Here is a 14,037-nt window from a genome sequence, read left to right on the forward strand (position 1 = left end):
TTCGCACCCTACAGACGGTAAGGTTGAAGTGTTTTTAATAATATCCTGTTCCATAAAAATGGTAAATACATGCAAAAGAAAACACTTGTCGCACTAATAGCGGCCACAACTATCCTTGCAGGATGCGGAGAAGTGAATAATAGCCAGGGAGGGAATCAGGCTCCTCTCGTTGTGACACAGGATGTCATTGTTATCGACTATCAACCAAGCAAGTCGTATATCGGCCGAATTGAAGCGGTAGAAGATACCAATATTACCGCTCAAGTCTCAGGCTACCTGAAAGCGCGTCATTTTGAAGAAGGACAAATGGTAGAAAAAGGCCAGCTACTTTACTCTATTGAACCTTCTTCTTTCGAGGCTCAGGTAGCCAGTGCGAAAGCAGCATTGGCGCAGGCGAAAGCTTCACTCAAGAAAGCGGAGCTTGACCACCAACGCGGGACAAACTTGCTTCCTCGCGGCAGTATTTCTCAATCAGAGTTTGACGCGCTTACCGCTGCACTCCTAGGTGCAAGGGCGGAGCTTGAAGCGGCTAATGCGCAGCTTAAGCTCGCCGAGGTTAATCTTTCTTATACGCAAATTCGTGCGCCATTCAGCGGTCGCATCAGTGATACTAAAGTCAGTACCGGTGATTTGGTTTCTCCCTCATCAGGGGTTTTGACCACGTTGGTTAGCCTAGACCCCGTGCATACCTCGTTCAGCGTCAGTGAGCGCGAACGTCTGGCGATGGGTATGGACAAAGTGAAAGGGGATGGTTCCGCGGAATCTCGCAGTGTCGAAGTACAGCTAGAGCTTGAGAACGGCGAGTTTTTTGAACACTTAGGACAACTCGACTTCTTGGGTAACCGTATAGATACCAAGACGGGCACCATCGCAATGCGAGCTATCGTCACCAACCCTGACCAGAAGCTGCTACCGGGCCAGCACATCAAAGTGAATTTGCGTGATAAGAATGCAAGAGACGCTATTGTTGTCCCGCGCCGAGCGGTGCAGACCGATTTGGAGGGTAACTTTGTGATGGTGACCACTGAAGGCAATATTGCGGAACGTCGTAACGTCGAGTTGGGGGCACAAGTAGAGCAAGGGATCATAATTCGCAAAGGTTTAGAGCAGAATGATTCTGTTATTACCCAGGGATTGCAGCGAGTACGCAATGGCATCGAAGTCAATATTCAAACTCCAACTGAAGATAAGCGGTAGGGGGGCAGAATGTTAAGTCGTTTCTTTATACAAAGACCTAAATTTGCTCTGGTCATTTCGATCATTTTGACCTTAGCGGGGGCTATCTCATTAGCGATCCTGCCAGTTGCAGAATACCCACAAATCAGTCCACCTTCGGTTAGCGTGTCGGCGTATTACACCGGAGCAAGTGCTGAAGTTGTCGAACAAGCGATTGCCGACCCGATAGAAACATCCGTGAACGGGGTAGAAGATATGATTTATATGTCTTCTAAAAGTGCCAACGATGGTTCTTACAGCTTGAACGTCACTTTCGATGTCGGAACCGATCCCGACATGGCACAAGTTAACGTTCAGAACCGGGTGTCGCAGATTGAATCCAAGTTGCCACAAGAAGTACGTATGGTAGGCGTGACAGTTAAAAAGCGCTCTCCTGACTTGTTAATGGTGCTGAACTTCTATTCTCCAGATGGCAAGTATGACGACCAGTTCTTGATCAACTACATCAACTTGAATGTAAAAGATCAGCTCGCGCGAGCGAAAGGGATCAGTGAAGTTAATGTAATTGGTGGCGGTGAATACGCGATGCGTGTTTGGTTGGACCCTGAAAAAATGGCCAATCTCAAGCTAACTACATCGGACGTGTATTCTGCGTTGGCTGCGCAAAACGTTCAGGTCGCAGCGGGTCGAGTAGGCGCTGCGCCATACAATAACCCGCAAGAAGTTCAGTTTAATCTGGTGACTAAAGGTCGCTTGGAGAGCGTGAGCGAGTTTGAAAATGTCGTACTGCGTGCCAATTCCGATGGTTCAACCGTTTACTTAAAAGATGTCGCACGTGTAGAACTGGGTAAAAAGTTCTACGACGGTAATGGTCAGTTCCGTGGTCAAGATGCCTCTATTGTTGCCTTGTCCCTCCAGTCAGATGCCAATGCGTTGGAAAGTGGCCAAGCGGTAATGGAACTTCTTGAGCGTTTAAGTCAAGACTTCCCAGAGGGCATGGCTTACGAAACCAGTTATGACACAACGGTGTTCGTTTCTGAGTCAATTAAAGGGATCGTCAAAACACTGATAGAAGCGATTTTATTGGTTATTGCGGTTACGTATTTGTTCTTAGGCAGTGCGCGCGCCACGTTGATACCTGTGGTTGCGATTCCTGTCTCGCTGATTGGTACGTTCGCCATCATGCAAGTAACCGGCTTTACCATTAATACTGTTACTCTGTTTGGTTTGATTCTTGCGATTGGTATCGTGGTGGATGACGCCATCTTGGTTATCGAAAACGTGGATACAACCATGGCGAAGGATCCGACTATTTCAGCACGCAAAGCCACGCTGCTGGCGATGCAAGAGGTAACTGGGCCAATTATTACCTCAACCTTGGTCCTTCTTGCCGTGTTCTTACCAGTTGCGATGCTTCCTGGTATTACTGGCATCATGTATCGTCAGTTTGCGCTGACCATTTGTATCTCGGTAGTCATTTCATCAATCAATGCATTAACGCTCTCTCCGGCGTTATGTTCATTGGTGCTAAAGCAAGGCGGAGGCAATACCGCGAACTGGTTCCAGGCATTTAACAGTGGCTTGGAGCGCGTGACTAAAGGCTATGGTCGAGTTGCGGGCTTTTTGGTTAAGAAATCACTGTTACTTGTGACTTTCTTCATTGTTGCGGTTGCTGCAGTCTCTTTCTTTGCCAAGACGACATCCACAGCATTTGTGCCTCAGGAAGATAAAGGCATCTTACTGGTGAATGTACAATTACCAGATTCTGCGTCATTGTCTCGTACTGAAGAGGTAACGCGTGAACTGATGCAAATGGTAGAGCAGGAACCTGGTGTTGATGGGGTGACTGTCGCAAACGGGTATTCATTCATGACTGGCGCTGCGGCTTCAAATGGCGCTTCGATGTTCATTAAATTGCACGGCTGGGAGACGCGAAACGCCTTAGAAGGGGATCACTCTGCGAATAGCATTGCGAACCGTATCAATAGCCTTGCCGCAGCGAAGTTACCTCAGGCGGTAGTATTTGCAATGGGACCGCCTGCCGTTCCTGGCATGGGCGCTGCTTCAGGTTTTGAGTTCGTCCTGGAAGATACCTTGGGACGCAGCCGTACCGATTTGTCCATGGTCATGGGGGAGATGATTCAGGCCGCAAACCAAGCGCCGGAAATTGCTTATACCTTCAGTACATTCCGTGCCAACGTACCGCATTACTATGTGGATATTGACCGTGAAAAAGCTCAGCAACTGGGTATTTCATTGTCCTCTATCTTCCAGACACTGCAAGGTAACTTAGGCAGTTTGTATGTGAATGACTTCACCATGTTTGGTAAGAACTTCCGAGTGACCATGCAAGCGGACAGCCAGCATCGCAGTAGCATGCAGGATTTAGAACGTTTCCACGTGCGCACAACGGGTGGAGATATGGTTCCTCTGAGTACACTGGTTAGTTACGAGCAAGTGTTTGAGCCAGATGTTGCATGGCGATACAACATGTACCGCAGCGCGATTATTCAAGGCCAACCAGCGCCGGGATATTCAAGTGGTGACGCGATTGCGGCCATGGAACGTGTGGCGGCAGAGGTTCTGCCTCAAGGTTACACCTATGAGTGGACGGGCATGGCTTATCAAGAAGTGCTTGCTGGCAATCAGGCGATTTACGCGTTTGCATTGGCACTGATCTTCATTTACCTGTTCATGGTGGCACAGTATGAGAGCTGGAGTATCCCGCTGGCGATTATTCTCGTCGTGCCAGTTGCGACACTCGGTTCTTTTCTCGCCCTGAACTTAACCGGAACACCATTGAACTTGTATGCGCAGATTGGTCTGGTTCTACTTATCGCCTTAGCCGCGAAGAACGCCATCTTGATTGTGGAGTTCGCTAAGCAAGAACGCGAAGAGAAAGACGCAGATATTGACAGCGCGGCAGTGAAGGGCGGTACGCTGCGTTTCAGGGCAGTAAACATGACGTCCTGGTCGTTTATCTTGGGTATTTTCCCACTGATTTTCGCAGCAGGCGCCGGGCATGTGAGTCAGAACTCTTTGGGCACTTCCCTGATTGGTGGTCTGCTATGTGTGCTTCTTGCGGGTACATTCCTGATCCCGGGTTTCTATGCTCTGGTACAGAAACAGCGTGAGAAGGTTCACGGTGGTAATACCAAGCCTATCCCTCTCGATGATGAGTAGCGATGTTCAAGTGTTAGTTATCTCGATTTAAAAGAAAAAGCCCTAAGTATCAACAACTTCGGGCTTTTTATTTGGAGTCGGCTTAACGGGTTAGGCGAGGCGAGTTTTAAACTCAGCCACCGCATCATCCATATCATGTGCCTGAGCTGAAACGGAATCCACTTCCAGCAAGCACTCTTTTGCTGATTGCATATTATTTTCCGAGATCACATTCAGTTCATTGATTGAGTCGCTAACCTGGTTCATCACAATACCTTGCTCTTCAATCGCAGAGGCAATACGCTCTGAGTTACCCTGAATCGTATGCATGTCAGTAATAATTTGTTGAAGGCTGGCGTCCAGTTGTTCAGAGGCACTCAGCGTTTGTTGTCCTTGATCGTTACACTGGTCGATATCGGACACAACGGCCGACATTTGCGCCTGAATATCGGTGACAACACGAGTAATTTCTTCAGTAGATTGATGAGTACGACTGGCCAGCGCTCGAACTTCATCTGCAACCACGGCGAAACCGCGACCTTGCTCGCCAGCGCGCGCCGCTTCAATTGCCGCGTTGAGTGCGAGTAAGTTGGTTTGGTCAGCGATTTCCTGAATGATATTCACTGCGCCCCCAATTTTATCGACATGCTGATTCAAAGAGCTGATAGATTGCTGGCTGTTAGATAGAATACCACTCAGTTGGCCAATATTAGTCACAGTAGCTTCGACAACTGTACGTCCCTGTTCTGCATTGTTGGCGGCTTGATGAACCCCTTCTACAGCAACAGAGGTACTCTCAGATATCTCACCGATGGTCGCTACCATCTGCTGAACGGCCGTCGCCATAGAGGTGGTATGATCGGTTTGAGAGTGAAATTGCTCCATGACACCTTCTAGCTCACGGTGCATATTGTCGGTGCTTGCGCTCAATTGCATCGACTTCTCTTGCGTGTTTTGAATTAAACGCTCAAGTTTTTCCAACAGGTCATTCAGGTGATGGCTGATATCAAACAGTTCATCGTTACCCGCCAGATCGGAACGTAGTGATATATTATTGCTTTCACTGATGTTTTTGATCGTCGTTAACAGGCTATTTACGCGAACGTTGATTGAACGAGAGATTTGCCAGATTAGTACACATAGAACGATCAGTACTAGCGCCGTAATGACTTGTTTAATGGTTGTCATGCTCTCTTCACGCTGAGTTGCCTCGCTATTTATCATGGAAGAAAACGTATCGAACTGCTCCTCCACCGCATGAGACAGCGAGCGAGTCTTACCAAGCAAGCCCTTGTTATAGGCTGTACCAACGATTTGTTTTTGCCTGGCGACTTGCTCGGCCACCTGCATTAATTCAGGCGCGTCGATACCGTTAAGTGCGTTACGATCAAATTGCCCTGATTTTATCGCGTTATCAAAATGGATAAGTGCAAGCATTTGCTTTTGGTCGGCAACTTTCTTTGCATTAAGCAATAGCGGTTCATATCGAGCTAAAAGCCCGCTTTCGCTGTTAAGACCGTACTCCTGAAAGGCGGAGACTAAAGTCTGAAATCCTTTTTGATAAGCTAGCAAATCTGTTTTTAATTGATGACTCGATGGGAGGTCATAATGAGTCAGTATTTCAGCAAGTTCCTCTTCAAGTTGGAGAAATAGGTCGACATTGTCGTTAAATTTTTCTAAATACTTATAATCGCTACGAAGCAAAAAGTCTTTCTCATTGCGACGTAAATTTAATAGGCGAATCTCCAAATCACCCACATGTTTAATGGCGTGATTGAGTTCATTACTTTGGCTGGCGAAATGAGATGAGGTACCCAAAAGGGTCACAATGCCTAAAATGGCGATAGCTCCGAGGAAGTAGAGTTTTTGCCGAATAGTCATATTGTTTTTTCCTGAATAATTGCTCGGGCGTATTGAGCCGTCAGTAAGACGAAGATGAAATTTTTACTTTGGTATCTGATTTTGCTTAATACTGTTGTACTTTTTTACGTTGTTGCTTTTTAGTGCCTTGCTTGTTTTTACTATCAAGGCGACGACGTTGTGAGGCGCGGGTCGGTTTTGTTTTTATTCGCTTCTTCTTCTGTATAGCCGCAGAAGTAATTAGCTCTTGTAGTCGGTTTAATGCGTCTTCTTTGTTTTGTTCCTGGGTGCGAAATTGTTGTGCTTTGATAATAATCACACCATCTTTTGAGATGCGGCTGTCCGAGAGCGCGAGCAATCGCTCTTTATAAAACTCCGGTAGCGTTGAGTGGTGTATGTCGAAGCGCAAGTGAATTGCAGTCGCGACTTTATTAACGTTCTGCCCGCCATTTCCTTGAGCTCTTATTGGGGATAACTGAATTTCCCATTCTTGAAGTGTGACGGAGTTCGAAATTTTGAGCATGATAAGAGAATGCCGATAGGGACGATTGAAAGAAATGATAAATTAACATTACAGATGCAAGAATAGAAGAAAAGACATGCGTACGATTGATTTCAGGCCATATGCGGGATTCATCTTTGATATGGATGGTACCTTAATTGACACCATGCCAGCTCACCTTGCAGCTTGGCAAGCGACAGCCGACCGGTTCGATTTCCCATTTTGTCAGGATTGGTTCCACAGTTTAGGGGGGATGCCGAGCTTTAAGATTGTTGTTGAATTAAATAACAAACATGGATTGTCGCTCGACCCTAAGCAAGTTTCTAAATTTAAGATGGAAACCTTTGCGGCGATGGAATTTCACGGTGAGATAATCCCTTGTACTAACGTTGTCTTGGAAGAGTATATAGGGTTTAAAAAAATCGCTGTAGGGACAGGGAGTCAACGCGAAAGTGCGATGCGCTTACTCAGCCACGCGGGCTTATTAGACAAATTGGATGCTGTCGTTACCGCTACAGATGTTGAAAATCATAAGCCGTTTCCAGACACATTTCTTATGGCGGCAGAACATCTAGGCTTAGAGGTGTCAAATTGTCTAGTTTTCGAAGATACGGAATTGGGCAAGCGAGCAGCACATGCGGCAGGAATGGATTGTGTCATGGTAGAAGGTGATGAATTGGTATTCTTCGCTAAGCCGTAAATGAATGAGTAGCTTAACTGACAGCCATTTACATATAGTGTCATTGCCATTAAAAAGGGGTGCGTTTGCACCCCTTTGTCTATCAATGTATTACTATCACTGAGTTTATGGTTGAACCATTTCGATTACTTCGTACTCGAATTCAGGAACCACAACTTCAACACGACGGTTTAGAGCACGACCTTCTTTAGTGCTGTTGTCAGCCACTGGGTTTTCTTCACCCATGCCAGACACAGTCAGACGGCCTGCATCAATACCCGCTGCTGTTAGGTAATCAGCAACCGCTTGAGCACGACGCTCAGACAGTTTTTGGTTGTACGCTGCTGGACCTGAGCTATCAGTGTAACCTGTAATCTCTACGTTAGCTTGAGGGTATTCGTTCAAGTGGTCAACGAAGTTGTCAAGACGTCCAGTAGCTTCAGGTGTAAGTTTTGAGCTATCAAACTCAAACGTACCTGAACCGTACTCTTCTTTGTGAGTCTTCATTACCGCTACTGGTTCCGGCTCTGGCTCTGGCTGGACAACTGCTGCTACTACAGGTGCTGCTGCAAATGTGTAGTTAACACCAACAGAGAAGAAGTTTGCATCCATATCGTCCCATACGTCGTCAGACATATCTTGGTAACGTTGATACTCAGCTCGTAGACTTAAGTTACGATTAAGAGCGTACTCGGCACCTAGCGAGCCTGTTGGAACGAAATCTTTTTCGTCACCAGACATCATGTAAGCACCACCGATCTTACCAAACAAGTTGAAAGAATCAGATATAGGTAGGTTTAGCTTAGGTGCAAGCGTCATCGCCCATAGGTCGCCGTCGATAGTATCAGCACCAGTCGATGTCTTAAAGTTAGCTTCGTAGTTACCTAAGAAATCTACACCGTATTCAAGATCAAAATATTCATTAAAGCCATAGCCAACGTGCATTCCGGCCGCGAATGCTTCATCATCACAAGGGCTGTTTAGATAGCAAGCATCATCGAGTGTACTCATGCCCACTTTGCCCCCGATATACATTTCAGCTTGAGCAGTGTTCAAAAGAGCGCTACCACCAGCTACCACCGCTGCTACTGCAATTGCTACTTTGTTCATAATGTTTCCTTGTATTGATTGCATATTAATATATACGTCGTGTTATCAAAATTAAAGAAAAAACCAGTTATTATAAGAAATTAGTTTATTAGTTAATTCGTTTCATATCAAGCAACAAAATATTAGAACTAGATGTACTATTTTGTATTCAATACCTCACAAACTTCTGATATTTCTTACATTGTAGTAAAGATTTTTAAAGGTATAAGAAAATATCTGATAATTTTGAACTTTTTTTGTAAATATAATTTTACACTGTGTTTGTGGTTTAACGCTGATAGTTTGTTTGCATTTATTTGAAAAAAGTGATTGAAAGTCTACGGCGAAGCCGATAAGTTACTTGCATCGAAAGACAAAAATGAACCACAGCCCTTGTTGCATCTTGCTTTATGAACAATATTGCAATGACTGTAGTTGGCAAAGGTGGGTCAGAATAACCACTAGGATGTAGAAGTAATGTTTCAAACTGATGATGTAAGAATAAATAGAGTAAAAGAACTGCTGCCACCTGTTGCAGTTTTGGAGAAATTTCCAACTACTGAAACCGCTGCTTCAACTACTTTTGATTGTCGTAATGCTATTCATAACATCTTGGAAGGAAAAGACGACAGACTGCTTGTTATCGTGGGCCCATGTTCGATCCATGATCCGGAAGCTGCTGTTGAATACGGTAAAAAGCTGAAAGTACTTCGCGATGAGCTAGGTGAGCAGTTAGAAGTTGTGATGCGAGTCTACTTTGAAAAGCCACGTACGACCGTAGGTTGGAAAGGTCTTATTAACGACCCGTACTTAAATGACACGTACAAGCTGAATGATGGTTTGCGCATCGGGCGTAAACTGCTTCTCGACCTTACTGATATGGGACTACCAACAGCCAGTGAGTTCCTGGATATGATCACGCCTCAATACGTTGCCGATCTTATTAGTTGGGGAGCAATTGGTGCGCGTACGACAGAGTCACAGGTACACCGTGAATTAGCATCAGGTTTATCTTGCCCGGTTGGCTTTAAAAACGGTACTGACGGAAACATCAAGATTGCGACTGACGCAATTCGTTCCGCAAGTGCGTCTCACCACTTCTTATCGGTAACGAAGTACGGTCACTCTGCTATTGTTGAAACCGCAGGTAACCCAGATTGCCATATTATTCTGCGCGGTGGTAAGGAACCAAACTACAGCGCGGCTCATGTTACCCAAATTAAAGATGAGCTAGATGCTGCAGGTCTACCAAAGAAAGTGATGATCGATTTCAGCCATGCTAACAGCTCAAAGCAGTTCAAGCGCCAGATGCTGGTGTCAGACGATGTTTCAGAGCAGATTGCTGGTGGAGAAGATGCTATTTTTGGTGTAATGATTGAATCTCATTTGGTTGAAGGCCGCCAAGATCTTGTTGAGGGTGAAGCTGCAACTTATGGTCAGTCAATCACTGATGCATGTATCGGCTGGGAAGATACTGAAGTTGTTCTGCGTCAGCTTGCCGATGCTGTGAAAGCTCGTCGTAATAAGTAACACGCTTTCGTCATACACGTCTAAGGAGCCAGTGGCTGGTGATGCCACTGGCTCTTTTTATTTCTCGCGGCCATCTCATTGCAAACTGACTGCCACTTCTCGGTTGAGTGGCGGACTCAATCTCTTCCGCTGCTTTGTAGCAACCCGTAGTTAGGTTTTTGCATCTGAAAACCTAACTAACGTCGGTGTTTCCTGACATGGCTATGTACATACCTCTGACTGCAAGCAATTGCGTAAATTTCTCTTTGTTTACTCTTAAGAAAAGTGGGGACTTGCCGTTAAAGGGTCACCCAGGTAGGGTCGTGAATCAATTACTTCGTAATAGCTCAACAAATTATTACTGAATGATAACTATAAATATGAGAAGCATTGTCTATGTCAGTCAATTCAAATCACAAAGCTCAAGAAACTCTCGTCGGAGAGTTTGAAGAACTGGTCTCAACCACGAATCTGAAAGGTGTTATCACTTACTGCAACGACGCATTTTGTCGGGTTGCGGAATATACAAACCAAGAGTTGATTGGCCAAAATCATAACATTGTTCGTCATAATGATATGCCCAAAGGGGCATTTGGCGACATGTGGACACGCCTTAAGCAAGGTAAAGCGTGGCGTGGTATGGTAAAAAACAGCACCAAATCTGGTGGGTACTACTGGGTTGATGCTTATGTAACGCCGATATATGAGCACAATGAGATCGTAGGCTACCAATCCGTACGTGTTAAGCCTAAACGTGAATGGGTTGATATTGCCACTAAAGCATATAAAAGTATGAAAGCGGCAGAAAAGTCTGGTCGTACTTGGTCTTTAAAGATCAATGAAACTCTACGTTATTCGATTTTGCTTGGTGCTTTAACTGCGCCAGCTGCCGCTTATGCATTGTCTGCTGAAGGTCCGTTGGCTTGGTTGGCGAGTGCGTTACCTGCTGGTGTGTTAGCTCTGCTATTTCGCCAAGAGTTGATTGATACCCCTCAACAACTAAAGAAACTACAAAAGCAATATGACAGTGTAAGCAGGCTTATTTACTCAGGTGGTAGCGCGTTCTCTATTGCGGATTTCCATATCAAAATGCTGTCAGCTCGGATACGAACCGTATTAGGACGTATGACAGACTCAGCGCTACCGTTACAAGAGTGTGCAGAGGATCTTAGTCAGACAACGGCTGAAGTGCATGATGCGCTCAACCAGCAAAATATCGATATCCATCGAGTCCGTGATGCCATGCAAGAGGTTGAAATTTCAGCTAACTCGGCGTCTTCGACGACGAATGAAGCGCATCTACTTATTGATGACACGCTTAAGTCGTGTTTAATGGCAAAAGAGACCATTGTTCAGACTCACAGTAATTTGACCCAATTGAGTCTACAAGCTGAGCAGGCCACTGAAACAACATACAAATTGAGTGATCAGGCACAGAAAGTGAGTCACTTGATGGAAGAAATCGGTGGTATCGCTGATCAAACCAATTTGTTGGCGTTGAATGCCGCGATTGAAGCCGCAAGGGCAGGCGAGCAAGGTCGAGGCTTCGCTGTGGTTGCGGATGAAGTAAGAGCGCTGTCTGGGCGGACTTCTAATGCAACCGAGCAAATCCAGGCGTCCATTTCTACCATGTTGTCGACCATACAGAGTTGGCAACAAGACATTCTGACTAATAAAGAGCAGACTGATGCGTGCTCTCAAGTGGCAGAGCAGAGTACAGTTCGTCTATCGGAGGTCGAACAAATGATGCAAACCATGAGTGGTTTAATGGTCGATGTGGCACAGTCAGCAGATAATCAGCTAAAACTGGCGAGTGATGTGAATTTGCACATTCAGTCTATCGCCTCGACTGCAGAGCAAAACTTAGCAGCGACGCATTCTGTTGAGCAAAACAGTATTCAGTTGAAAGAGCAGGTAAAAGATTTCTATCAACTGGCGCTTCGATTTGAAGATAAGTCGTCGTAAGAATTCTCGTTTATTCAGACAATAAAAAGCCCCGCTGCATTAGCGGGGCTCTGTTTTTATAACAATTGCTTGAAGCTAATCTTTGATTAAGCTAGCAGCTCTTTTGCTGTGTTTACTACATTTTCAGTAGTGAAACCGAACATCTTGAACAGTTCGCCTGCTGGTGCAGATTCACCGAAGGTAGTCATGCCGATGATCTTGCCACCGAAGCCTACGTACTTGTACCAGAAGTCTGCGATGCCCGCTTCGATAGCGATACGCGCTGTAACATCTGATGGTAGTACTGCTTCACGGTAAGCCGCGTCTTGCTTGTCGAATGCATCGGTTGATGGCATTGAAACAACACGTACTTGCTTACCTTCAGCAGTCAGCTGCGCTGCTGCTTCAACCGCTAGTTCAACTTCTGAACCTGTTGCAATAAGGATAAGCTCTGGCTTGCCTGCGCAATCTTTCAGAATGTAAGCACCTTTCGCGATGTCTGCAACTTGCTCAGCACTGCGCTCTTGTTGTGCTAGGTTTTGACGAGAGAAGATAAGCGCGGTTGGTGCGTCTTTACGTTCAATCGCTAGTTTCCAAGCCACTGCCGATTCAACCTGGTCACATGGACGCCATGTGCTCATGTTTGGAGTCAGACGTAGAGAAGCCATTTGCTCAACGGGTTGGTGAGTTGGGCCATCTTCGCCAAGACCGATAGAATCGTGCGTGTAAACCTGGATGTTCTGAACTTTCATCAGAGCAGCCATGCGCATTGCGTTACGCGCGTATTCCATGAACATTAGGAATGTTGCACCGTAAGGAACGAAACCACCGTGTAGTGCGATACCGTTCATGATCGCTGTCATACCGAACTCACGTACACCGTAGTGGATGTAGTTGCCTGAGAAGTCATTCGCTTCAAGAGACTTAGAGCCAGACCACATAGTCAAGTTAGAAGGCGCAAGGTCAGCAGAGCCACCCATGAATTCAGGTAGTAGAGCACCAAACGCTTCTAGTGCATTTTGAGAAGCTTTACGTGATGCAATGTTTGCTGGGTTAGCTTGAAGTTCAGCAATGATTTGGTTTGCTTTCTCTTCCCACTCAGCAGGCAAATCACCGTTTACGCGGCGTTTAAATTCAGCTGCCAGCTCAGGGTACGCTGCTTCATAAGCTGCAAATTTCTCGTTCCACGCTGCTTCCTTAGCTGTGCCTGTCTCGATCGCTGACCATTCTGCGTAGATTTCCTGCGGTATTTCAAAAGGACCGTACTCCCAACCTAGTTCTTTACGTGTTGCTGTGATTTCTTCTGCACCTAGAGGTGCACCGTGACAGTCATGAGAGCCAGACTTGTTTGGAGAACCGAAACCAATGATTGTCTTAGTACAGATTAACGTAGGGCGAGGGTCTGCTTTAGCCGCTTCGATTGCAGCATTGATCGCTTCAGGATCGTGACCATCTACTGCTGGAATTACGTGCCAGCCGTACGCTTCAAAACGCTTAGGCGTATCGTCAGAGAACCAGCCTTCAAGGTGACCATCGATAGAAATGCCGTTGTCATCCCAGAATGCGATCAGTTTGCCAAGACCTAGCGTACCTGCCAGAGAACATGCCTCGTGAGAGATACCTTCCATCAGACAGCCGTCACCCATGAATGCATAAGTGAAGTGGTCAACGATGTCGTGGTCTTCTTTGTTGAACTGTGCAGCAAGCGCTTTTTCAGCCATTGCCATACCAACAGCGTTAGTAATGCCTTGGCCTAGAGGACCTGTTGTTGTCTCAATGCCTGGTGCGTAGCCGTACTCTGGGTGACCTGGAGTCTTTGAGTGGAGCTGACGGAAGTTTTTCAGATCGTCGATAGATAGTTCGTAACCGCTCAAGTGCAGTAGCGAGTAGATCAGCATTGAGCCGTGTCCGTTAGACAGAACGAAACGGTCGCGGTCTGCCCATTCAGGGTTAGATGGGTTGTGGTTTAGGTGAGAGCGCCAAAGAACTTCAGCGATGTCAGCCATACCCATAGGTGCGCCTGGGTGGCCTGAGTTAGCTTGTTGAACACCATCCATGCTTAGTGCACGGATTGCATTGGCAAGATGTTTACGATCCATAATAGTTACCGAATAAA

The 14,037-nt window shown here is 46.1% G+C and carries 9 protein-coding genes; 5 read left to right on the top strand and 4 right to left on the bottom strand.

All coding sequences use genetic code 11. From position 1 onward, the window contains the following. The first annotated feature begins 69 nt into the window (after positions 1 to 69). Positions 70 to 1,197 carry a multidrug efflux RND transporter periplasmic adaptor subunit VmeY gene (gene vmeY, locus OO774_RS19810; protein ID WP_264908612.1) on the top strand — a complete coding sequence of 376 codons (1,128 nt, stop codon included), beginning with the start codon at positions 70 to 72 and terminating at the stop codon, positions 1,195 to 1,197. A gap of 9 nt (positions 1,198 to 1,206) precedes the next feature. Beyond that, positions 1,207 to 4,359: a multidrug efflux RND transporter permease subunit VmeZ gene (gene vmeZ / locus OO774_RS19815; protein WP_264908614.1), complete on the top strand. Its 3,153-nt coding sequence runs from the start codon at positions 1,207 to 1,209 to the stop codon at positions 4,357 to 4,359. 90 nt (positions 4,360 to 4,449) lie between these two features. On the opposite strand, the gene OO774_RS19820 is transcribed toward vmeZ, so the two are convergent. Next, the gene (locus tag OO774_RS19820; protein ID WP_264908616.1) at positions 4,450 to 6,219 is read right to left on the bottom strand and encodes a methyl-accepting chemotaxis protein; all 1,770 of its coding nucleotides are present in this window, start codon (positions 6,217 to 6,219) and stop codon (positions 4,450 to 4,452) included. Between the two features lie 85 nt (positions 6,220 to 6,304). Then, positions 6,305 to 6,721, bottom strand: a complete 417-nt coding sequence (arfB, locus tag OO774_RS19825; RefSeq protein ID WP_264908618.1) for an alternative ribosome rescue aminoacyl-tRNA hydrolase ArfB — start codon at positions 6,719 to 6,721, stop codon at positions 6,305 to 6,307. 76 nt (positions 6,722 to 6,797) lie between these two features. Between arfB and OO774_RS19830 the strand changes: the two genes are divergently transcribed. Then, a complete protein-coding gene (locus tag OO774_RS19830) occupies positions 6,798 to 7,400 on the top strand; it encodes a beta-phosphoglucomutase family hydrolase (RefSeq protein ID WP_264908620.1) in 603 nt (200 codons plus the stop codon). Positions 7,401 to 7,505: 105 nt separating this feature from the next. On the opposite strand, the gene OO774_RS19835 is transcribed toward OO774_RS19830, so the two are convergent. Continuing rightward, positions 7,506 to 8,489: an OmpA family protein gene (locus tag OO774_RS19835; protein WP_264908622.1), complete on the bottom strand. Its 984-nt coding sequence runs from the start codon at positions 8,487 to 8,489 to the stop codon at positions 7,506 to 7,508. A 456-nt stretch (positions 8,490 to 8,945) separates the two neighbouring features. Between OO774_RS19835 and aroG the strand changes: the two genes are divergently transcribed. After that, complete coding sequence (gene aroG / locus OO774_RS19840) at positions 8,946 to 9,998, top strand: 3-deoxy-7-phosphoheptulonate synthase AroG (protein WP_264908624.1); 1,053 nt, start codon at positions 8,946 to 8,948, stop codon at positions 9,996 to 9,998. Between the two features lie 375 nt (positions 9,999 to 10,373). Then, positions 10,374 to 11,942, top strand: coding sequence for a PAS domain-containing methyl-accepting chemotaxis protein (locus OO774_RS19845; protein ID WP_264908626.1), 1,569 nt, complete (start codon positions 10,374 to 10,376; stop codon positions 11,940 to 11,942). A gap of 86 nt (positions 11,943 to 12,028) precedes the next feature. On the opposite strand, the gene tkt is transcribed toward OO774_RS19845, so the two are convergent. Further along, a complete protein-coding gene (gene tkt / locus OO774_RS19850) occupies positions 12,029 to 14,020 on the bottom strand; it encodes a transketolase (protein WP_264908628.1) in 1,992 nt (663 codons plus the stop codon). Positions 14,021 to 14,037 lie beyond the last annotated feature (17 nt).

The sequence above is a fragment of the Vibrio sp. STUT-A11 genome (genome assembly GCF_026000435.1).
Classification (GTDB): Bacteria; Pseudomonadota; Gammaproteobacteria; order Enterobacterales; family Vibrionaceae; genus Vibrio.